Source organism: Streptococcus orisasini, from assembly GCF_001431045.1.
GTDB classification, from domain to species: Bacteria; Bacillota; Bacilli; order Lactobacillales; family Streptococcaceae; genus Streptococcus; species Streptococcus orisasini.
In genome coordinates, this window is the sequence record NZ_BCLE01000029.1 from 36,116 (window position 1) to 59,392 (window position 23,277).

The window sequence follows — 23,277 nt, forward strand, 5'->3', positions numbered from 1 at the left end:
CGGAATCAAACATTAAACAACAGGCTAGTAAAAATAAATCAGTATTTTTACTAATCACAGACTGTAGACAAATCTCCATTTGCCTACCTTGATCAGCAAAGAAGTCTGCAGACTACCATATAAATTCCACGAACGCAAACGAGTTTAAAGGATACTTCCGCCGTGATGAAAGTGTCAGAAATGGTGAATTTAAGCCAATTCTAACACTTGGAAATTTTGAGACCGTGGCTCAAAGTTTAGGCATGGAATTCCTTAGGAAGTCGCTACTGTCCGACATCACTTAAGGAAGTATCAAAGAAAAAGGACGTTTTCTTCAAGCTAAAATTAGTATTTTTACTAATCATTCGGTTTTTAACCAAAAAAGCCGGAAAGCTGCCTTGACATCATTCGACTTTTGTTATACTATAAATCTATCATATTTAAAAATTAAAAACCGATTGACGTTTTTCAGGAGAGAAAAGATGCCCAGCATCTTTCACCGAAGGAGTAATACTTTCAGGTGTCTTATGACAGGACTGATAAACTGACGGACTTCTGGAGAGACCTTTTTAGGCGCCGAAGGGGCAAGGCATATGCTCAATCTCTCAGGCAAAAGGACAGAAGATAAGTGGCTTTTGATGTTTTTCTAATACATTTCCGCTTATCCCCTTACTCACAGAAGTTGTCTGCAGGCAGCTTCTTTTTTCTATGACAAACGCGCAATCATCAAAGGAGATTGTTTTTCATGTTGGACTTTTTTACGGCCCTTGACAACCTTGTTTGGGGAGCACCTTTGCTGATCCTCTTGGTGGGGACTGGGATTTATCTTAGTCTTCGGCTTGGGCTTTTGCAGATTTTAAAACTTCCTAAAGCTTTTAAGCTTATTTTTGCTGATGACAAGGGAGAAGGCGACATCTCAAGTTTTGCTGCCTTGGCAACGGCTCTTGCGGCAACTGTCGGAACTGGAAATATCGTTGGTGTTGCCACAGCCATTAAAGCAGGCGGGCCTGGTGCTCTCTTTTGGATGTGGATCGCTGCCTTCTTTGGAATGGCAACCAAGTATGCCGAAGGTTTGCTTGCTATTAAGTACCGTTCAAAAGATGCTAATGGCGAAATTTCCGGCGGTCCAATGTACTATATCACTAACGGAATGGGCAAACGCTGGAAACCTTTAGCTGTTTTCTTTGCCCTTGCGGGTATTCTTGTTGCCTTCTTAGGAATCGGAACTTTTTCTCAGGTAAACTCTATTACATCATCGCTCGAAAACAGTTTTCATTTTTCGCCAAAAATTGTCAGTATCATTATCGCTCTTATCGTTGCCATTATCATCTTTGGCGGTATTCAGTCTATTTCTAAGGTTTCTGAAAAAATTGTTCCCTTCATGGCAATTATCTACATCATTGCAACCTTGACTGTCATTTTCGCCAATGCCAATCAAATTATACCAGCCTTGAAGGCAGTCTTTACTGGAGCTTTTACCGGAACCGCTGCTGTCGGCGGATTTACTGGAGCTGTTGTCAAAGAAGCTATTCAAAAAGGAATTGCCCGTGGTGTTTTCTCCAATGAATCTGGACTCGGATCTGCTCCGATTGCTGCTGCTGCCGCTAAAACAGAGCAGCCTGTTGAGCAGGGGCTTATATCAATGACAGGAACCTTTATTGATACTTTGATCATCTGTACTTTAACAGGCATGTCTATCTTGGTAACCGGCAAATGGACAGTTGCAGGACTTGAAGGGGCTCCTTTGACCCAATCCGCATTTTCAACAGTTTTTGGAGCACCGGGAGCCGTTGCCCTAACGCTTTGCTTGGTTCTCTTTGCTTTTACCACTATTCTTGGTTGGTCTTATTATGGTGAGCGCTGTTTTGAGTTTCTCTTTGGAACAAAATACATTTCTGTATATAGAACCATTTTCGTTGTTATGGTCAGCCTTGGAGGCTTCCTCAAATTAGAATTGATCTGGATTATTGCAGATATCGTCAATGGTCTGATGGCTCTGCCAAACTTGGTTGCTTTGCTTGCGCTCTCACCTATTATTATAAAAGAGACAAAGCTCTACTTTAACAGTAAACATTAAATCGCAAAAACCATTTTTTAATGGTTTTTGTTTTGCACTAAACGTGCTATAATAAGGACTATTAATACTTTTTGGGAGAACATCATGGCGACACCAGCAGATAATCTCAAACTGGCACAACGTGGTCCTGTTGTCAGTATCATTGTTTATTTATTATTAACCGTATTTAAGCTTCTTGCTGGCCACTTTTTGCATTCGGCATCCCTGACAGCCGATGGTTTCAACAATGCTTCTGATATTGTAGGGAATGTCACTATTTTGATTGGTCTGCACTTAGCAAGCAGGCCTGCAGACAGTGACCATAAATTTGGCCATTGGAAAATAGAAGATTTGGCCAGCTTGGTGACATCTTTCATCATGTTTACCGTTGGTTTTCAGGTACTTCTTGAGACGATCAATAAGCTGCTCAACAATGATCAAGTCAGGGTTGATCCTGTGGCAGCTTTTGTCGGTCTTATATCGGCTGCCTTTATGCTTATGGTTTACAGTTATAACCTTAGATTGGCTAAGCAACTTCATTCAGGTGCGCTAAAAGCAGCAGCAAAAGACAATCTATCTGATGCTTTAACGTCATTGGGAACAACCATTGCTATTATTGCCAGCAGCTTTAGCCTGCCTATTATTGATAAAGTTGCGGCGGTCATCATCACTTTCTTAATTTTAAAAACAGCCTATGATATTTTTATGACCAGTGCCTTTAGCCTTTCTGATGGTTTTGATGACAAGCAGCTGCAAGAGTATGAAAAAGCTATTTTAGAAATTCCTAAAATTTCAGCAGTTAAGTCCCAGCGCGGCCGTACTTATGGCAGCAATGTTTATTTGGATTTGGTTTTAGAAATGAATCCTGATTTATCCGTATATGAAAGTCATGCCATCACAGAAAAAGTTGAAAACCTGCTGCAAAAGCGCTTCAATGTCTATGATATTGACATACACGTTGAACCAGCCGCTATCCCTGAAGATGAAATCTTTGAAAATGTCTATCATAAACTTTATAAATATGAAAAGATTATTTTATCTAAAATTCCTGACTATGAACCGCTTCTGGCAGAGCAGTTTATTTTAATTGATGAGAAGGGACACGTTAACACAAAAGAAGAATTCCTAAGTTCTCGGCCAAGTCGGGCAAATCAATTCAGCTACTTTAAAATGATTTCTATCAGCCAAAAAACAAAGCTAATTACTTACGAATTGGATAATCACCGACATACAAGTCTTTGGCGCCGCCATGAGAATTGGCGGGTTATTTACCATCAAATCACACCAATTGAAATACCAAAAAAATAAGCCCCGCAGGACTTATTTTTTTATTGCTTTAGTTGCGACGTCTTCGCCAAACCATTTTTGAGAAATTTCTTGGAATTTGCCGTCTTTATACAGTTTCTCAAAGGCTTGGTTGATCTTTTTAACCAAGGTCTTATCAGATTTGCGAACGCCGACTGAGAAATCTTCGCTGGCATATTTTCCTTTAATAATATTATAGTTATCCAGTTCTTGCTCCTGTTTGAGATAGTAGTTGGCATAGACGCGGTCAATCAGGAGGCCGTCGATGCGGTCATTTTTTAAATCGATAAAAGCTTGTGTAAAGGTTTCATACTGGGTTGCATCATTATCCTTGACAATATCCTTTAAAACCTTAGGATTGGCTGTAAAAGCATCGTAACCAGATGAACCTGACTGCGCTCCTAAAGCCTTGCCCTTCATGTCGGCAAAGCTGGCAATGCCGGAAGATTTTTTAGCCACAAGAACCTGATCATTTTTCATGTAAGGTTCTGTAAAACTGACCTTACGGGCACGTTCTTTGGTTTTTGAATAGCCGTTCCAAATGAGATCAATCTTACCGTTTTTTAACTCGGTTTCTTTTAAATCCCAGTTGATGGGCTGCCATTTGACCTTGATACCATACTCAGCAAATACTGCATTGGCTAAATCAACGTCAAAACCAACATTTTTCCCGTTTTTATCCTTGAAGCCCATAGGAACAAAAGTGTTGTCAAAACCAATGGTAATGGTCTTTTTCGATTCAAACGTCTTCCAGTTATCCTTAGCATTAGTATCTTTTTTACCGCAGGCAATCAAGGTTACTGCTGCCAGAAAAGCTAGAAAAACCGCTGCTGCTTTTTTTAATGTCATGTTACTACCTAAACTTTCTTTTTATTTTGGATTGATTTTGATGATCTCATCAGAGATGTTTTGGGCAAACTGCATATCATGCGTGACAACAATCTGCGTAATTCCTATTTCCTGATTTTGTAAAATCAGCTTTTCCACTTCCTGACGCAGCTCCGGGTCAAGAGCACTGGTCGGTTCATCATAGCCAATAATTTTAGGATTAACCATCATGGCACGCGCCAAAGCTACCCGCTGCTTTTGCCCGCCTGATAGGGAATAAGGATAGGCATTTTCATGCTCCTGCAATCCTAGCCGTTTCAAAAGCTCCCTAGCTTTTTGCTTGGCCTCTTCTTTTGCTTCATGCATTGTTTTTGTCGGCGACAAAATTAAATTGTCTAAAACCGTCAGATGTGGAAACAGCTGAAAATCCTGGAAGACAAAGCCCAGCAAGTTGCGATTTTCCAAATGATTTATGGGAACCTCTTCGTCATTATAGATGACCTGACCGGAATCAATTTTTTCCAGCCCTGCCAGCATTCTAAGAAGGGTTGTCTTCCCACCGCCGGACGGACCCACCAAGGATAAAATCTTGCCTTCCGGAATACTTAAATTAAATTGATCAAAAATCACTTTCTGACCGAATCGCTTGGATATATTTTTTAATTCTAACATGATTCACCCTTACTTGTAATAGCTAAATTTCTTCTCAACATACTTAGATAAGAGAGTAACGATACCAATTAAAATCAAATAGATACCGCCAGCAATAAACATCGGTGCTAAGGTTGCATCTCGGTTGGCCGCTGTTTTGCTGGCCAAAAGCAAATCGCCCACACCCAAAACATAAACCAGCGAGGAATCCTTGACAAGGTTAATAATTTCATTAAAAACACTGGGCAGAACAATCTTAACCACTTGCGGCAGAATGATATAACGGATTGTCTGCAGCTGACTCAGCTTTAATACTTTTGCTGCTTCATACTGTCCCTTAGGAATGGCTTCAATACCTCCGCGGAAAATTTCCGCAAAATAAGCCGCATAGTTCAGCGTAAAAGCCAAGATAGCTGCAGGCATCCGATCAAAAGTGACGCCTGCACTGGGCAATACATAATAAATGAAAATCAGCTGCAAAAGGAGCGGCGTTCCGCGCATGACCCAAACATAAAGATTTAAAAGCCAGCGCAAAGGCTTGAACTTAATCTGCATCAGAAAAGCAAGAACAGCTCCTAAAGGAATAGATAAGATAATAACAATAAAAAAGACCTGTAATGTGATAAGCGCCCCATCTAAAAGACTGGGTAAAACTTCCGATATATAAGACATAATCTCTCCTGTAAAGATAATCGTTATTATTATATCAAATTTTCTGAAAATTTGATAGATAGATTTAAATCTTTAAGTATCTTTTGTCAGCCAAGCTAAATCAATCTCTTCAGTACAGGCAAGCAAATAAGAGCAAGGTGGCTTTTCGATACCTTTTATCGAAAATTCCCCTGCTCTTTCCCCTTTAATTTAAAAGACACTTCGCAATCTACAGCTTTTTAACGAACTCCGATTTTAATTTCATGGCACCAAAACCGTCTATCTTACAGTCAATGTTGTGATCACCTTCAACGATGCGGATATTTTTCACACGTGTTCCTTGCTTGAGATCCTTAGGTGCTCCCTTAACTTTGAGGTCTTTAATCAAACTGACAGTATCGCCGTCAGCCAGTTTGTTGCCATTGGCATCAATAGCAATAACTCCTTCATCCTCTTTAGCCTCTGCCGGATTCCATTCATAGGCACATTCTGGGCAGACTAAGAGAATGCCATCCTCATAAACATACTCTGAGTGACACTCTGGACAATTAGGTAAAGACATATAAACTCCTTATTATTTTATTACTATCTAAGTTTACCTGAGTTTTCACTGCTTGGCAAGCCCCAAATCCCCAATTGACAGACGAGCCAAGCTGCTCCTAAAAAAGCAACTGAATGTCATTGCTTCAGCTGCTTCTTACTATTATTTTAAGGATTGAATACTGGCTACAATTTCTTGTACCAAGGCTTCATCTGTTAGCCCTGTTACTTCTTTGATGACATCTTCCAAAGGTTTTTCCTGCAAGAGTTTTTGCAGCTGAACGCTTTGTTCATCTGTCTCATCTTTATATTGGAAAACATAAGCAACGGTCTTTAAAAGATTGTCATAAGATAATTGACGTTCTCTCAATTCGCGGATAGGGCGAATGAAGCGTTCATCATAACCTAATTTTCGAATTGGTGTACGGGCAACCCGCGCCACATCATCAACGATATAAGGATTTTCAAAACGGCTGATGATAATGTCGTGATAAGCTTTCAGCTCTTCTTCCTTGAACTCCCATTTAGCGATCAAGAGCTGACGAATTTCTCCCAGTACAGCTTTGACCTGCTCTTTAACCTGCTGGTTTTGAAGCGCTTCTAAGACTGTTTTAGCTCCAAAATAAGCGCCTGTATAAGCTGTTGTTGCATGGCCTGAATTAACTGAGAACAGTTTTCTTTCAATAAACGGTTCCAGATTTTCTTCATAGTGAACCGCTGACAGCTTCAGATCAGGATTCTTCATAGCTGCTGTTTCGACAACCCATTCCGAGAAAGGCTCAACCACAACAAAGAGCGGATCTTCGTGGATCTGAGCAGGCACAATGCGGTCAACTGCTGCATTTGGAAAACCGATATGGTCTTTGGCGAAAGCAAGATCATCAGAACTGAGATACTTTTGCACTTCTTCCCAAAGGAAGCTTGATCCTCCAATCATATTTTCACAGGCAATAACATCAAGCGGCTGTTTATTGTCGTTTTCACGGCGCTTTTCAATCCCTTGGGCAATCAATTCTGCAATAAAAGGTAAAATGTTTGGCCCAATAGCTGTTGTTACTAGATCAGCCTCTGCTACAGCTTCTACAACAGCTTGGGGATTCTCCTTATTGTTAATTCCCGAAACATTTGATACAGCAATATGGCGTTTGCCATCTTCAGCAATTTCAATTTCATAAGCGTGCCGCTCATTGAGAGCACTGATAATCTTGTCATTGACATCAACAAAATCAATAGCAAAGCCGTTTTCAAATAAAATTTGTCCAATAAAACCGCGCCCAATATTTCCGGCACCAAAGTGTACTGCTTTTTTCATGGTATGCTCCTTTAACTAAGATACAAAGGGCGTGAAGAAATCCGTATAAAAATAGGAAACTGACGCTGTGTCCCCAAGACACAAGGAAGTTTATCTTTTTTACTAGGATTTTAGCCCGTGTTCAATTACTAAGATACGGCAGAGGGTTGTTATCTAAGTGCTCTGCACTTGATAACAAACGCCAATCACCATTGTGACTTGGCTACCTCTCCCACTAACTTCGCTTGGTTAGTAAAATCGACTAACCAAACGAAGTGTCGCAAAGGACGTCAGCGAGCAAAGTCAAAATTGGAGGTTCGACCAAGAGTCACAGGACTCTGGGAGAAGCTATCTTTTTGACACAGCTCGCAGCTCGTGTTCAGTTACATAAGATACGGCAGAGGATTGTTATCTAAGTGCTCTGCACTTGATAACAAACGCCAATCACCATTGTGACTTGGCTACCTCTGCCACTAACTTCGCTTGGTTAGTAAGTTAGTAAAATCGACTAACCAAACGAAGTGTCGCAAAGGGCGTGAAGAAAGCGAGAAGAAAATAGGATCCTGACGCCACGCGCTTTGCGCATAAGGCAGGCTATCTTTTTCTCGACGCTTTTAGCCCGTGTCTATTTTACATTGCTCAACAGTTTAATAATTTCATCTTCTGTCTGTGCATCTGCCAATTTAACAACATTATCAACATCTGCGCAAAAGATAGAGATATTCTGAATAATTTGCAGGTGCTCATCACCAATACCGGCAATACCAAAGAGAACTGTAGCAACCTGAGGATTATCCGGTGTTCCAAAATTAACGCCATCAGGTACCTGAACAACTGTGATACCGGACTTAAGAACATTTTTCTTAGCATCGTCGGTTCCGTGCGGAATAGCAATGAAATTGCCCATGTAAACAGATAATTCTTTATCACGCTGCACCATGGCATCAACATAAGCAGGCTCTACATAGCCGCCATCAAGCAAGAGCTGACCGCAAAAGCGGATGGCTTCTTCTTTATCTGCAAACTGCTGATTCAGTTTGATTAACTCTTTTTGAAATTCCATCTTAGGTCTCCAATTTCTTTATTTTTTCTGTAAATATCTGGTTTAATAATTGATAAATAATATCTTTATTACCGGTTTTATAGATTTCTGTATAAAGGTGATTTTCAATGATTGACTGACTAATAGCTGTCATCAAATCTCTGATTTCCCGTGATTCATCCAGTCGGGTCAGCATGACTAAAATACGACTGACAGTTTCTTCCTGATAATTCATAGAAAGTGCCTTGACAGGTCTTTTTAAATCATAGATTTTAAAACAAGACCTCTCTACCTTGCTGGACTGCGTATGCAGAAGAGCCAGATTGGTTTCCGGAATAGCCAGCGGACTAACTGCAAATCGATTCAACAGTTTATCCGATAGGTACTTTTTGTCCGAAACAATATTCAGGGTATCAATGATTTCAGGAACACTGGTTTCAAACTGATCTGGATTGTCAATCGTTTGGTAAGAAAATTCCTGCAGCAACTGCTGGGCAGCTGCAAAATAAGTCTGTAAATCATAACCAGCTGATAGTTTAGGCTCATCATGGATAATGATTTTTTGGTGGGCCTGTACCTCCTGCAAATATTCTTGGAGCTGCAAGATTTCTTTGGCATCGGGATATACAGAAATGTGTTTAACATTGTCATCTGCCAAGGGACTGGTAGCAAGCATACAGTTATAATAATCCTGATCTGCTGCTTCATACTGATTCAAAGCTTTAACATCAACTTTATCAACAAAAGGAGCAATCGTTTTGATACGGGTAATCAAAAGCTCTCTTGCAAGCGGACGCTCATCTGTCAACAGCAAAATTTTAATGGGATAAATATCTGGACTTCTCCTCAGACTGGAAGCAAAATGCAACGTAATCAATTCATACTCGGACTCTCGTTGCAAATATTTGGGGAAAATATCCTGAACCAAGAGACTGACAACCCGGTGAAGATAGTCATTCCCCGCTGCTGCTTCATGGGCAATACTGACATTGGCCTTATCTTCAAAAATCTGCGGAACTGCTAAATTCAAACGAATATGGTTGAACAAGAAATGAAAGAGTGTCTTATCCTTAACAAAATTGATTTTAGTGTAAAGCGATACCTTATCAATGAGATTGGAAATATTATAGTAAAAGGCACTGTCAAACTTTTCATGAAAGAGGGGTGTTTCCTGCCTTTTGATGACCAATTCATCCAGCACACTAGCATAGTAGAGAATTTCCTGAATCGTATAAAACTGATTGGTCTGCTGAGAAAAAGCCGTATAAATCGTTTGTGAAAAATCAAGTGCAGCCTTGCTGATATTGTGACCTACCGACTCGCCTTCCTGCCAGCCGGATAAGGCTAAAAGAATGATGAAAAATTCACTCATCTTTGCATCCAACTCAGGCAGGTCAGTCTGTGATGTCTGAAAAATTTGTTTGGCAATTGCAAGTTTATGACTATCAAAATCTGTAAAATGCCCATATTTTTCAGCCCAAAAGTCAGAAACAGAAATATTATTAGTCAAGAGAATAGCCAGCAAACGCCGCAGAATATTCTTATTTCCCCGCAGCTGATAACCTTTTTTGCGCTCTAAATATACATTAAAGTCAGCTAAACGCTTCTCTATTTCAGCAATATCCTGAATGATAGTCACATTAGATACCTTGAAATCCGCCTGCAGCTGCTCATTTGTAATGCTGCCTGCAGCCAGCAAAAGCTTATAGGTAATTAGATTCAGCCGTTCATATTGTTCATAAGTATCTAATCGATGATGATAGAAATCAGCAAGATTTTCCAAATTCCCCGCCAAAAAATAGTGCTGATTTTCTTTAATGATGCTAACATTAATGGCGTTAAGGCTCTCTGTTAAGTCAGAAATAATACGATAAACTGTCCGCTGAGATACCTTTAGCAAGTCTGCTATCTGCTTTATTGAAAGCTTTCCATAATTCTGGAAAGCCTTCAACAGTTGTTCTTCTCTTTTTGTTAGTAGCATAAACTTATTATACAATATTTTAGCTTGGTTTACTTATGCATTCTGGCAACAAGTTTATCATATTCCGGCGTTGTCACCAGACTGTCAACGACTAACAGCTGAGCATGAGGAGCTGACTGCTGTACTTCTCCCTGATGCGCAATTGTCGTTACAGCCAGAATGTTTTTAGCATTGTAGTCTTTTAAATCTTGATAAGCTGCTGTTGAAACTGGAATTTTAATGTCATTGTTTTTAAAGATTGAGCGGAGTGTTTCTTGACCCATAGTTGCTGAACCTTTAGCTTTGCCATAAGCAAAGACGACGGCATCAACATGATTTAAATCAATTTCTGTACTGTCAGCTTCTCCTGCAGAAACCTCACTGACTTCAGGAGCAACACTGCTGTTGGTCAAGGTTGCAACAATTTCATCATACTTTGGAGTGGCCAGGAAATTATCTACAGCAACATGTACCGCACGCGGCGTTTTTTGTCCTGCACGGTCAGCCAGTTCTTCCTGCGTCACAATCAATGTATTAGCTGTATCTTGCAGATTAGAGATGGCCTGATTGGTTACAGGAATATCAAGACCTGCTTTTTTCACCTTATCGCGAAGAATAGATGCTCCCATAGCTGAACTGCCCATACCAGCGTCACAGGCAAAAATGATTTGATGAATATTGTCCGTTGTAATGTCTGTACTAAGCGGTTCGCTTTGAACTGTTTGTCCCTTAGATTCAGCTTTTGCTGCCTGAGTAGCTTCCTGTGCAGCTTCAAGAGAATCATCGTCAGATTTATCAGCTTTCAAGATTACCGAACCTACCAAGAAAGATACAATGGCTGCTGCAAAGACTCCGGCAAGAACGACCAAATGAGGTCCCCAGCCTTTAGGTGCCATTCCCATGATAGCGATGATTGAGCCCGGTGAAGCAGGCGCTGTCAAACCAGCTCCCAGTGTTTGGAAAGTAAAGGTACCAGTCAGACCGCCGGCAATAACAGCTAAGAACATAGCTGGTTTCATCATAACATATGGGAAGTAGATTTCATGAATACCGCCAAAGAAGTGGATAATCATAGCTCCCCAAGAAGAGGATTTAGCAGATCCCTTGCCAAATGTAGCATAGGCAATCAGTACACCAAGACCTGGTCCTGGATTTGCTTCCAGCAAGAAGAGAACAGATTTACCAACTTTGGCTACTTGTTCAGTTCCAAGCGGAGTAAAGATACCGTGGTTGAGTGCATTGTTCAAGAAGAGAATCTTAGCTGGTTCAATAATTAAGTTAGCCAGAGGTAAGAGGTGAACTTTGACAATAGCTTCAACTCCCATACCTACCCATTCTGTTAATTGGGCAACAACCGGTCCGATGATAAAGAAGGCAAGCACCATCAAGGCAAAGCCAATTAGACCAAGTGAAAAGTTATTAACCAACATTTCAAAACCAGTTTTGATTTTTGGTTGAACTTTTTCATCAAATTTCTTCAGTAACCAAGCTGACAGCGGCCCCATAACCATAGCACCGATGAACATGGTTACAGTAGACCCTGCAATGGCACCGAACGAAGCAATGGCACCGATAACACCGCCGCGCTGCTTGTGAACATTATACCCTCCAGTATAACCAATTAGGAGAGGCAGCACATACTTCAGCATCGGTCCAACAACATTGGCATCCAAATCCTTATTTGGCAGATAGCCTGTTGCGATGAAGAGAGAGGCTGCAACCCCCCAAGCAATAAAGGCGCCAATATTAGGCATAACCATATTTGATAATGAGGTTCCTAGTTTTTGTATCCGAACCTTCAATGAAGATTTTTGTTCCATCAGAACGCCTCCTTTTTATTCTAAGACTACTATACCATCATCTTTTTTCTAATAAAACTCAAACTTTGGCAAAAAATTTTTGCCATTTATGACTTTTTCTGACAAATTGAAATGAAATCCTAAACACCTGAAAAAGCCCGAAACAAAGCTTCGGACTTTTCCTATTATTCAACTGTAACGGCCTTAGCCAAATTACGAGGTTTATCAACATCAAGACCGCGCTGAAGCGAAGCATAGTAAGCAATCAGCTGTGTTGGGATAACCATTGAAATGCTTGCCAAATAAGGATGTACTTGATTAACGACAATATCATCGCCTTCCTTATCCAAACCTTCTTCAACCACTGTCAGAACGTTAGCGCCGCGTGCCGCAACTTCCTGAATATTGCCGCGAGTATGAGCCGCAACAGTCTCGCTTGATGAAATCAAAGCAAGAACAGGTGTTCCGTCTTCGATAAGCGAAATCGTTCCGTGTTTTAATTCCCCAGCAGCAAAGCCTTCACACTGAATATAAGAAATTTCTTTGAGTTTTAAAGAAGCTTCCATAGCCACATAGTAATCATTGCCGCGACCAATATAAAAGGCATTGCGGGAGGTTGCTAATAAATTGGCAACTTTTTTCTCGATTACTTCTCGCTCTGACAGGCTGGCTTCAATAGACTGAGCAACGATTGACAGTTCGTGCACCAAGTCAAATTCCAAAGCTTCTTTTTTACCATTAGCTTCACCGACTGCTTTTGACAAGAAAGCAAGCGCTGCAATTTGTGCCGTATAAGCCTTCGTTGAAGCTACTGCAATCTCAGGACCGGCATGGAGCAGCATTGTGTAAGTTGCTTCACGAGACAGGGTTGAACCAGGCACGTTTGTGATCGTCAGACTAGGAATTCCCATGGCATTAGCCTTGACCAGTACCTGACGGCTGTCAGCCGTTTCGCCGGATTGGCTCAGCAGGATAAACATCGGCTTTTTGCTCAGCAATGGCATGTTGTAGCCCCACTCAGAAGCAATTCCCAATTCAACAGGAGTATCTGTCAGTGTTTCAATCATTGATTTTGAAGCAAAACCAGCATTGTAAGATGTTCCCGCAGCCAAGATATAGATACGATCTGCTTCTTGAACAGACTTAACAATAGCAGGATCAACGGTGATGTTTCCTTTATCATCTGCATAGGTTGAAATTAATTTGCGCATAACAGTAGGCTGCTCGTCAATTTCCTTAAGCATATAGTAAGGATAAGTTCCCTTGCCAATATCCGACAAATCAAGCTCAGCTGTGTAGGCTTCACGCTCAACAGCATTACCGTCGTAGTCTGTCACTTCCACATTATCCTTCGTCAAGACAACCAATTCTTTGTCATGGATTTCCATGAACTGATTGGTTTCGCGAATCATAGCCATGGCATCCGAACAGACCATATTGTAGCCGTCGCCAAGACCGATCAAAAGCGGCGATTTGTTCTTAGCAACATAAATAGTATCCGGATTTTGTGAATCAACCAAGGCAAAAGCGTAAGAACCTTCAATGATATGCAGAGCTTTTTTGAAAGCCTCAAGTACAGACAAACCGTCTTCAACGAACTGACCAATTAAATGGACGGCAATTTCAGTATCAGTTTCACCCTTTAAAGTATGGCCAGCCAAGTACTCCTCTTTAATTTGCAAATAATTCTCAATAACACCGTTATGCACCAAAACAAAACGGCCCGTTGCTGATGTATGCGGGTGAGCATTGGCCTCTGTAGCTTGCCCGTGAGTCGCCCAGCGCGTGTGACCGATACCTGTAGATCCAGCCACGTCAATACCGATTTTAGCACGCAGATCTGCAATACGGCCGACTGACTTAATCAAGCGTCCGCTTTCAGGCTTATTGATAACATAAATTCCGGCAGAATCATATCCGCGATACTCTAATTTTTCTAATCCTTGCATTAAGATATCTGTTGCATTACGATTGCCTACAACACCTACAATACCACACATAGTTTTCTTACAGCAGCCTTTTCTTGCTGCTTCCTCCTTAAATTATTATAATTGGTATAGCCTAATTAGGCCTCCAAAAATTAACAAAACCAGTATATAACTTTATTTCTATAAAGTCAACAATAAAATTGGTATAGTCTTATTTGAAGTAGCAAAGAAAACTTTTTGAAGCTAAAAAAAAAGACAAACCTCAAAATGAAGTTTGTCTGCAGTTTAAAAAGTAGCCTCACTACTCCTTCTTAACAAATCCAAAATCTTTCATCGGCAAAAGCCTAAAAGTCACAACTCCTTTAATCTGCGACCGTTTGATAAGACCAAAAGTCCGACTGTCCTTTGTATTTGTGCGATTATCATTCAAAATGAGATACTTTTCCTTAGGAAGTTGCTGATATTTTCCTTTGGTAAGAGTGGCAATGGTAAAGTCAGCTGTAAAAGGATTCTCCCCATTTTTACTGTGATATTTGCTTTTCAGCTTCTCAATATAAGACTGCTCTTCCACCTTATTATTCAGATAAAAGATATCATCCATATACGTTACGCTGTCCTTAGGTTTAGCAATAATACGACCGATATGAGACTTACCCGCGACTCGATAAACGACAAAATCTTTATAAGCTGGCTCTTCTTTTTTTGAAATGGTAACAAGATCACCTGTTCTTAAATAGCTATTAGCATCTTCTCGCATTACCCGATAGGTCGAAAAAACGAATATCCGTAATAAAAGCAGGACTAAAACTGCCAGTATAGTCAGAAGAATGTTTCTGATAAAGTCACGTTTAACCATTAATTTCTCCTTAAGTTACTGCTATTTATTATAGCACTTTTCAGGTAATAAAAAAAGAAAGTGATTTAAAAATCGTAATTTCTCCTAATCCACTTTACAATCACTCTTTTTTATATTCAAACAGGAGTGGAAAAGACATCATGATTGCTGTTTTTTACACCCTCCTAATTTTCACCAAAAAAGAAGGAAACAACAGCTACAACAATAACCGCCCCTAAAATAGACGGAACCAGGGCCATTCCAGCTAAACTAGGACCCCAACTGCCAAATAAAGCCTGACCAGCCCAAGAACCAAGCAGACCAGCAAAAATATTTGCAAAACAGCCCATGGATTTCCCTTTATTTGTTAAGGCACCAGCAATAGAGCCAATTACAGCTCCAACAATTAACGACCAAATTAATCCCATAATTTCTGCCTTTCTATATAAGACTATAACCAGTGTAACAAGAAAATTTTAAAATACCAAGAAAACTGCTTTAATTTTATTTTTCAGTATTAAAAAAGTGTAAAAGGCTGCAAGAGTCTTTTACACTTTAAAAATTTTATTTTACAGTGCGGACACGCATTGTATTTGTTCCGCCTGAACCAACTGGCACACCAGCAACAATGACAATGTTATCTCCAGATTCTACCAAACCTGATTTAAGTGCTGCTTTTTCAGCAATTTCAAACATGTCATCAGTAGATGCAGGTTTTTCAGTCAAAATTGGAATAACGCCCCAATTAATCATCAATGATTTTTGAATTTTTTCATCAAATGTTAGAGCCAAAATGTCAGCATCTGGACGGTATTTAGAAATCAAACGAGCAGTATTACCAGTTTCAGTAATGGTAACAACCAATTTGATATCCATTGATTTTGTTGCATCTTTAACAGCTGAAGCAACCACTTCTGTTTTGTTAGTACGTGGCAGACTGTCAGAGTTCAAACGACCGTATTCGTTAAGAAGTGTTTGAGCATTCTTGTCAATTGTAGCCATTGTACGTACTGATTCAACTGGATACTTACCGTTAGCAGATTCACCTGAAAGCATAGTTGCATCGGTACCGTCAATAACCGCATTAAAGACGTCAGATACTTCTGAACGAGTTGCACGTGGTTTGTCAGTCATAGTTTCAAGCATGTTAGTTGCTGTGATAACTGCTTTACCAGCTGCATTAACTTTAGTGATAATCATTTTTTGGTAAACTGGAACCATTTCAAATGGTACTTCGATACCCATGTCACCACGGGCAATCATGATACCATCTGCAGCTTCAATGATTTCATCAATGTTATCAATACCTTGTTGGTTTTCAATTTTAGCAAACAATTTAACATGTTCATTGCCAGTTTCCTTACAGATAGCACGAACTTCGTTAACATCTTTAGCAGTGCGGACAAAAGAGATAGCAATAAAGTTAAGACCTTGTTCAAGACCAAAGCGAATATCTGCATTATCACGTTCAGCAAGTGCTGGAAAAGGAATTTTAGTGTTAGGGATATTCACACCTTTTTGTTTAGCAATGATGCCATCATTTTCAACAACAACTTCAAATTCACGAGTAGCAATGTCTTTAGCAGTTACTGTAAGACCAAGTTTCCCATCATCAATAAGAATAGTTTGACCAACAGCAACATCATCATAAATATCAAGACCACCAGCAACATTTAAAGCAATAACATCTTTTGTTGATTCGATACCTTGCTTAGTTGCTACACGAAGTTTATCGCCAGTCTTATATTCGTATTCCTTGACACCATCTGCAAACAATTCTGTACGCATTTCAGGTCCTTTAGTATCAAGAAGGAATCCAACCTTTTGACGGGCCAATTCTTCAGCACGGCGTACAGTTGCCATACGTTCACCTTGCTCAGCATGGTCACCATGTGAGAAGTTGAAACGAAATACATTAGCACCTTCAGTAATTAATTCAGCAATTTTGGCAGCTGACGCTTCAACATCAAGTTTTTCACTCCAGTAACCATCTTCACCGAATCTTTTACCACCGCGGATTTCAACCGCTGGACCTAATGTTGCAACAATTTTTACGCGTTTATTCATTTTTTATGAAACTCCCTTATTTATATCAATCATTGATTATTATTAAAAAACTATATTGCACTTGCAGTCTTAGTGAGCTAAGTCACGATTTAAAGCCGCAAAATCAAGACGTGCTTTATGCGGATTGTTCACGACAATTTCACCCGCTTCTGTCAAGCTAAAGAGTGCACCTTCTTCTGCAGTTCCAAGAATTGGATGCTCAACCAGCTTCTCATTCTGAATACCAACAGCAAGACCGCCTTTACCAGCCTTCAGCAATTCAACTGCATGAGCTCCCATCCAAGATGCGATAACACGATCACGAGGAGTTGGTGCTCCACCACGAAGGATATGACCAAGATTTGTCACACGAAGATCGCTGTCATCTCCTGCTTCTTTCATTTTAGCAGCAAATTCTTCACCATGCATAACACCTTCGGCAAGAACGATTAAGTGGTGATTTTTAGCCTTAGTGACATAGCCGTCTTTAACTTTAGCTACAACTTCGTTGATATCGTAATCCTCTTCAGGTATAATGATTTGGTCAGCGCCTGCAGCGATACCAGCCCAAAGTGCGATATCTCCAGCATTGCGTCCCATAACTTCTACAACAAAAGTACGGCCGTGACTAAACGAAGTGTCACGAATTTTATCAAGAGCTTCCATGGCAGTGCTAACAGCAGTATCAAAACCGATTGTATAATCAGTTCCGACAATATCGTTATCAATTGTTCCCGGCAAACCGATAGCAGGGAAACCATGCTCGGTCAAGCGCATAGCGCCGTGGTAAGAACCATCACCGCCAATAACAACAACACCTTCAATCCCATGCTTTTTGAGTTGTTCAATACCTTTTAATTGCCCTTCAAGCTTAGCAAATTCAGGATAACGTGCAGATTGGAGGAAAGTTCCTCCGCGGGAAAGGATATTTGACACACCTTTGGCGTCAAGCGGGAAAATATCACCCTCAACCATGCCGGCATAGCCACGATTGATTCCGCAAACTTCCATTCCCTCAGAAATTGCTTTACGAACGACTGCGCGAACAGCAGCATTCATACCAGGGGCGTCACCGCCACTGGTTAAAACAGCAATACGTTTCATTTTGCTTGATACTCCTTTATTTAAATTAACGTTATTATTATAGCACAAACCTTGGTAAAATGTTCACTTTCTTTCCTACTTTTTAGCGAAAAAGCGTTTTCAGCGCATAATTGGCCAGTTTTTCTTCCAGCTCTGAGCTTTTGGCAACAAAATGACGGCTGCTTTGCAAGGTTTCTTTACTTTCTGCATAATGCAGCACAACTGGAATATTTCCGGGATAATCCGCCAAAATGGCAGAAACTTCCTTATCATAGTCATGATTTTGCAGCTTTATCCAAAACTTCTCCGTCAAAGCAGGCTCCAGCTGGTGCAAAATCATCTGCAGGCGCTGATCCCGCTCCTGAATTTTGCCGGTGAAATAATAGATTGTTTTCTCCGTTAGAATTTGTCTGTATTTCTGATAAGTTTCAGGAAAAAGAGTAATATCAAGCTTTTTCTTTGTATCGGTTACGCTGAGAAAAGCCATTTGCTCTCCTCTTGATTTTGTTCTAATAACCTTGACAGCATCGATTTGCGCAAGCAAAGTGACCTCGCTTCCCTCAGTCAGATCGCTTAGAGCCACCAAGTTTTTCGCTGATTGCTTAGCAATTTCAATCAGCGGATGAGGGCTGATACCTGCACCGATAATATCTTGCTCCAGCTGATACTTTTCTGCATTAGTGTAATCTTCTTCTTCCAACCAGCTGTAAAAAGAATCTGCAAACAAACTCCCCAGCTCATTGACAAAGGTAAAGAGATGTTCTAAGTTCACAACAATTTTTTTGCGATTCTTTTCAAACTGATCAAAAAGACCAACTTGAACCAAAGGAGTTATGATTTCAGCCTTCTGATATTTTTCCGGCATTCTGGTTAGAAAGTCTTCTACACTTGAAAAAGGACGGTTTTCAATAATCCAATAGGCAAAATCACGCGCTAATCCTTTGATATTTTTCATACCTAAGTAAATCTGATCGTGACTTATTTTATCAGAATAAGGAATCGTATTGATAGAGAGTTTTCCTACCTTAAAACCAGCTTCCAGCGCATTATCAAGATAATCACTGCTGGAATAATTTAACATAATATCAAAGAAAACTGCTGGATAATGTGCCTTAAAATAAGCCATCTGGAAAGCCAGAGCTGAGTAGGCATAGGCATGACTTCTGTTAAAGCCGTAGCCTGCAAACTTAGCCATTCTGGCAAATAAGTCCTTAGCTACCTTAGAGTTTCGCCCTAGCTGCTCGGCTCCTGACAAAAAGTCTTCTTCCATTTTTTGCATTTCAAGGGCATTCTTTTTGGACATGGCCCGGCGCAGCAAGTCGGCCTTGCCCAGTGTGAAGCCTGCAAATACCTGAGCAATCTGCATTACCTGCTCTTGATACAGCATAATACCGTACGTTGACTCTAAAATGGGAGCAACCGCAGGATCAATCAAATCCACTTCTTCCTGACCGTACTTACGCCGAATAAAGTTCTCTGTATAATCGCTGGCACCGGGGCGGTTAAGACTGGTGGTTGCAACCACTTCTTCAAATCGCGATGGCTTAATGCGTTTTAATAGATTAATAGCTCCTGCAGCTTCAAACTGAAAAATACCTTTTGTATTACCAGCAGCAAAGAGGGCCAACGTTTCTTTGTCTTCCAAATCAATAGATTTAATATCAATAACCTGACCATACTCCTGCGCCGCCTTCTCCTGCATTTTTTGGATAAAGGTCAAATTTCTAAGGCCAAGAAAATCCATTTTCAACAGTCCATTAGCTTCAACCGCCGGAGCATCATACTGGGTAATCATCATTTCCTCTCCTGCTTTAAGAGGAATGTGGTCAGTTAGATTATCATCACTCATGACGATTCCAGCCGCATGGATAGAGGTCTGACGAGGCTTTCCTTCTATTTTTCGGGCAATGGCAAAGGCTCGCTGATATTCTGTTTTACTGTTAATAATCTGACGAAAGGCAATATTTTTTTCATAAACACTGGTCAAAGTGTCACGAAAACTGATTTTTTTAGTAATGTTGCTGAGTTCGTATTCTGTTGCCCCAAAACGCTTAAAGACATCTCGGATGGCCTGTCTGGCTCCAAAGGTTGAAAAGGTAACAATTTGGGCAGAATGAGTCGAACCATAGCGGTCACGGACATAGCGAAGAAACTCACTGCGATAAATATCGGGCAAATCGATATCAATATCCGGCATGCTATAGCGTTCTTCGTTGAGAAAACGCTCAAAAAGCAGATCATTTTTTACAGGATCAATTCCAGTAATATCTAGGGCAAAAGCCACCAGACTGCCTGCTGCAGAGCCCCGTCCCATACCCATATAATAATTTTGGGAACGGCCAAAACGCAGCAAATCCCAAACAATCAAAAAATAATCATCAAATCCCATCTTATGAATGACATTTAATTCATCTATCAAGCGTTCCTGATAACTGCCGCTTAAAAGATTTTTAGTTTTCAGTCCCTGCTGCGCTAATTCTTTTAGTTCTTCAGCAGCAGGCTTATGGCGATTAAAGCGCGGCAGTTTCAAATCAGTATTAAACTGATAGGAAACTGAAGTCACAAGCTCTTCTAAATTTGGGAGGCTTTCTGGAAAACGTTCTGCAAAAACGGCTTCCAGCTCCTGTTCAGGCAAAAGGTACTGATTTTTAGCGATGGGGGCTACATCTCTTAAAGGAAGATTGTCCCTGATAGCATGTAAGATTTGAAGGGTTTCCGTTTCAGCATTTTCATAATAGCGCACAGTATAAAGAGGCAGGAGTTTATGTGTGAAATTCAGCTGCGGCGTATCCGGCCTAACACCAATATAGAAAGGAACAGACAGTTCAATATTTTCGATCCCCTCAAAGTAAGGAATAACAACCGCAACACCCTCCATAAATTCTTCGATATCAGAAAACAGCTGGTGGTCAGTCATCTTAGCCGTTGAAATTTTAAGCAGATTCTGATAGCCAATCGTATTTTGAGCAATAAAACACATAGTCACCTGCTCATCACCTAGCATTAAATCTGTTTCAAGCCCTAAAATCGGCACCAAATTTTCCTGCTGAGCTGCTTTGATAAAATGAAAGGCAGCATAGAGATTGTCCCTGTCCATAATACCAATATGTGAATACCCCAGCTCTTTAGCCTTTTTGATGTAAGACTTTAAGTCAATCAAACTATCCATAAAACTATAAACGGTTTTAGTATCTAATTGTGCAAACATGGCCTTCTCCTTAAAATCCTCTTGCCTTCTATTATACTATAAATAGCCATAATTCTCTGCTAATCTTTTACAGCTTTATATAGTCTCATCTAGTATTCCTAAATTACCTCTTGACATTATTTTGTTATAATTGTATTATATATATAACACAATTATACATTTAGAAGGGAGTTAAAGATGGCTTGGAAATTTAACGAAAAATCACCCATCTATCTTCAGATTGCTAATCATATTAAAATGCAGATTATCAGTCAAGAAATTAAGCCTGGTCAGCAGCTTCCCACTGTCAGAGACTTGGCTGAGGAAGCTGGTGTTAACCCCAATACTATGCAACGAGCCTTTACGTCGCTAGAACAAGAAGAAATGGTTTTTTCCGTCAGGACTTCTGGACGTTTTGTAACAGAAAATCTGCAACTTATTGAGGAAGAACGCAGTAAATTGGCCCAGTTAGAGCTCAAAAATTTTATTGATAAGATGACTAAAATCGGCTTTAGCAAAGATAGCCTCACAGCAATACTAGACCAATACATAAAAGGAGAGTCACAATGACAGAACAACTGCCCCTACTACAATTACATCACGTTACTAAAAAATTCGGGAAAAAAACAGCCCTTGATGATATTTCTATAAAACTGCCAAAAGGAAAAATCATTGGCTTACTGGGACCAAACGGAAGCGGTAAGACAACACTGATTAAAATGGCTAACGGACTGCTGCAGCCCACTACAGGTGACATTGTAATCAACGGGTTGAGACCTTGTCCTGAAACAAAGGCATTGATTTCCTACCTCCCGGATACGACTTATCTCAGTGATAAGATGCGGGTTTGCGATATCTTGCGCTTATTTGAAGATTTTTACAACGATTTTGATAGGCAGAAAGCTGAACAGTTATTAGAAGATTTGGCTATTGCTCAGAATGAAAAGTTAAAGAATCTCTCTAAAGGAAATAAAGAAAAGGTACAGCTGATTCTGGTTATGAGCCGTAAAGCTCAGCTCTACATTCTAGACGAGCCCATCGGCGGTGTTGACCCTGCTGCCCGCGATTATATTTTAAAGACTATTATTGGCAATTACTCAGAAGATGCCTCTGTTCTCATTTCAACTCACTTGATTGCTGATATTGAACAAATTTTAGATGAAGTCATTTTTATCAATCAAGGAAAAATTACTTTACAGGAAACAGTTGATGATTTACGTGAGCAATATACACAATCGATTGACCAGATCTTTAGAGAACAATTCAAAGCTTAGGAGGATAATATGTTTGGAAAACTATTAAAATATGAATTTAAATCAGTCGGAGCTTGGTTTTTTGGCTTATATGGACTAGCTATTGCTATTTCTTTCGTTATGGGGCTTTGGATTAATCATAATATTGGACTTGAAAAGCATAGTACTTTTAATTCTAATGCTCAGGAAATTTTGCTTCTTATCTTATCAAGTTCTCTGGTAGCTATTTTTATCGCCATTCTTATTGCTACTTTATTAATTATTATCCGCCGTTTTTACAACAATATTTTCGGTAGAGAGGGCTATTTAACTTTAACTCTGCCGGTGTCAACTCATAAAACTATCTTAGCTAAATTACTAACAGGTTTTGTTTGGACTTTTTGCAGCAGCTTGGTTTTCTTTATCAGCGTTTTATTGCTGTCTCTTCCAACTATTAATCGAATAAATGCCACATATTTAGCAGAAATAGCCAAAAATCTTGAAAAGTTTGTTTTTTCCTCAGAATTTATATTATTTATTTTGCTTCTTATCGTAGGAGTCCTTACTAGCATTTTAGAAATTTATTTGGCTATCTCCCTAGGGCAACTCTTTCAAGATTACCGTGGCTTGCTGGCCTTCGTCTTTTATTTCCTCATCAATTTTATCCGCAGCGTTATAGCTATTGTAATGCAAGGCTATGGAAATGATATTTTTGATGTTCTGTTTGTCAATAGTTACGGAAGCAATTATTCTTTGACCCTAAGCATTATTGTTACTTCTATATATGGCCTAATCTTCTATTTTGGAACACACTACATTATTAAAAATAAATTGAATATACAATAAGAGAGCTTACAGAATAGA

Annotated in this window: 19 protein-coding genes and 1 riboswitch; of the genes, 5 read left to right on the forward strand and 14 right to left on the reverse strand. The window is 39.9% G+C overall.

What is annotated here, in order from left to right:
- The first annotated feature begins 524 nt into the window (after window positions 1-524).
- Window positions 525-610, forward strand: a riboswitch (glycine riboswitch).
- A 114-nt stretch (window positions 611-724) separates the two neighbouring features.
- Window positions 725-2,056, forward strand: coding sequence for an alanine/glycine:cation symporter family protein (locus SCSH_RS05460; RefSeq protein ID WP_057490886.1), 1,332 nt, complete (start codon window positions 725-727; stop codon window positions 2,054-2,056).
- A gap of 84 nt (window positions 2,057-2,140) precedes the next feature.
- Window positions 2,141-3,343: a cation diffusion facilitator family transporter gene (locus SCSH_RS05465; RefSeq protein ID WP_057490887.1), complete on the forward strand. Its 1,203-nt coding sequence runs from the start codon at window positions 2,141-2,143 to the stop codon at window positions 3,341-3,343.
- Between the two features lie 12 nt (window positions 3,344-3,355).
- On the opposite strand, the gene SCSH_RS05470 is transcribed toward SCSH_RS05465, so the two are convergent.
- From SCSH_RS05470 to SCSH_RS05535, 14 genes are all read right to left on the reverse strand, one after another.
- Window positions 3,356-4,189, reverse strand: coding sequence for an amino acid ABC transporter substrate-binding protein (locus tag SCSH_RS05470; RefSeq protein ID WP_057490888.1), 834 nt, complete (start codon window positions 4,187-4,189; stop codon window positions 3,356-3,358).
- 21 nt (window positions 4,190-4,210) lie between these two features.
- On the reverse strand, window positions 4,211-4,840 hold the full coding sequence (locus SCSH_RS05475; RefSeq protein ID WP_057490889.1) for an amino acid ABC transporter ATP-binding protein: 630 nt from the start codon (window positions 4,838-4,840) through the stop codon (window positions 4,211-4,213).
- Between the two features lie 9 nt (window positions 4,841-4,849).
- Window positions 4,850-5,491, reverse strand: a complete 642-nt coding sequence (locus tag SCSH_RS05480; RefSeq protein ID WP_057490890.1) for an amino acid ABC transporter permease — start codon at window positions 5,489-5,491, stop codon at window positions 4,850-4,852.
- 208 nt (window positions 5,492-5,699) lie between these two features.
- A complete protein-coding gene (locus tag SCSH_RS05485; RefSeq protein ID WP_057490891.1) occupies window positions 5,700-6,032 on the reverse strand; it encodes a zinc ribbon domain-containing protein YjdM in 333 nt (110 codons plus the stop codon).
- 141 nt (window positions 6,033-6,173) lie between these two features.
- Window positions 6,174-7,322: a mannitol-1-phosphate 5-dehydrogenase gene (locus SCSH_RS05490; protein WP_057490892.1), complete on the reverse strand. Its 1,149-nt coding sequence runs from the start codon at window positions 7,320-7,322 to the stop codon at window positions 6,174-6,176.
- A gap of 604 nt (window positions 7,323-7,926) precedes the next feature.
- Window positions 7,927-8,364, reverse strand: coding sequence for a PTS mannitol transporter subunit IIA (locus SCSH_RS05495; protein ID WP_057490893.1), 438 nt, complete (start codon window positions 8,362-8,364; stop codon window positions 7,927-7,929).
- Between the two features lies 1 nt (window position 8,365).
- Complete coding sequence (locus tag SCSH_RS05500; protein ID WP_057490894.1) at window positions 8,366-10,324, reverse strand: BglG family transcription antiterminator; 1,959 nt, start codon at window positions 10,322-10,324, stop codon at window positions 8,366-8,368.
- Window positions 10,325-10,353: 29 nt separating this feature from the next.
- Window positions 10,354-12,123 carry a PTS mannitol transporter subunit IIBC gene (locus tag SCSH_RS05505; protein WP_057490895.1) on the reverse strand — a complete coding sequence of 590 codons (1,770 nt, stop codon included), beginning with the start codon at window positions 12,121-12,123 and terminating at the stop codon, window positions 10,354-10,356.
- 164 nt (window positions 12,124-12,287) lie between these two features.
- The gene (gene glmS / locus SCSH_RS05510) at window positions 12,288-14,102 is read right to left on the reverse strand and encodes a glutamine--fructose-6-phosphate transaminase (isomerizing) (protein ID WP_057490896.1); all 1,815 of its coding nucleotides are present in this window, start codon (window positions 14,100-14,102) and stop codon (window positions 12,288-12,290) included.
- Between the two features lie 229 nt (window positions 14,103-14,331).
- Window positions 14,332-14,886, reverse strand: coding sequence for a signal peptidase I (gene lepB, locus SCSH_RS05515; protein WP_057490897.1), 555 nt, complete (start codon window positions 14,884-14,886; stop codon window positions 14,332-14,334).
- 164 nt (window positions 14,887-15,050) lie between these two features.
- Window positions 15,051-15,293 carry a GlsB/YeaQ/YmgE family stress response membrane protein gene (locus tag SCSH_RS05520; RefSeq protein ID WP_057490898.1) on the reverse strand — a complete coding sequence of 81 codons (243 nt, stop codon included), beginning with the start codon at window positions 15,291-15,293 and terminating at the stop codon, window positions 15,051-15,053.
- Window positions 15,294-15,429: 136 nt separating this feature from the next.
- Complete coding sequence (gene pyk / locus SCSH_RS05525) at window positions 15,430-16,932, reverse strand: pyruvate kinase (RefSeq protein ID WP_057490899.1); 1,503 nt, start codon at window positions 16,930-16,932, stop codon at window positions 15,430-15,432.
- Window positions 16,933-17,001: 69 nt separating this feature from the next.
- Window positions 17,002-18,015: a 6-phosphofructokinase gene (pfkA, locus tag SCSH_RS05530; RefSeq protein WP_057490900.1), complete on the reverse strand. Its 1,014-nt coding sequence runs from the start codon at window positions 18,013-18,015 to the stop codon at window positions 17,002-17,004.
- An 82-nt stretch (window positions 18,016-18,097) separates the two neighbouring features.
- Window positions 18,098-21,202: a DNA polymerase III subunit alpha gene (locus SCSH_RS05535; protein WP_057490901.1), complete on the reverse strand. Its 3,105-nt coding sequence runs from the start codon at window positions 21,200-21,202 to the stop codon at window positions 18,098-18,100.
- Window positions 21,203-21,379: 177 nt separating this feature from the next.
- On the opposite strand from SCSH_RS05535, the gene SCSH_RS05540 reads away from it, so the two are divergent.
- From SCSH_RS05540 to SCSH_RS05550, 3 genes are read left to right on the forward strand one after another with little or no spacing between them, the layout of a single operon-like run.
- The gene (locus tag SCSH_RS05540) at window positions 21,380-21,751 is read left to right on the forward strand and encodes a GntR family transcriptional regulator (RefSeq protein ID WP_057490902.1); all 372 of its coding nucleotides are present in this window, start codon (window positions 21,380-21,382) and stop codon (window positions 21,749-21,751) included.
- On the forward strand, window positions 21,748-22,455 hold the full coding sequence (locus SCSH_RS05545; RefSeq protein WP_057490903.1) for an ABC transporter ATP-binding protein: 708 nt from the start codon (window positions 21,748-21,750) through the stop codon (window positions 22,453-22,455). The genes SCSH_RS05540 and SCSH_RS05545 overlap by 4 nt, the downstream gene beginning before the upstream one ends.
- A gap of 9 nt (window positions 22,456-22,464) precedes the next feature.
- Entirely contained in the window at window positions 22,465-23,259 is a 795-nt protein-coding gene (locus SCSH_RS05550; RefSeq protein WP_057490904.1) for a hypothetical protein, read from the forward strand.
- The last annotated feature ends 18 nt before the right edge of the window (window positions 23,260-23,277 follow it).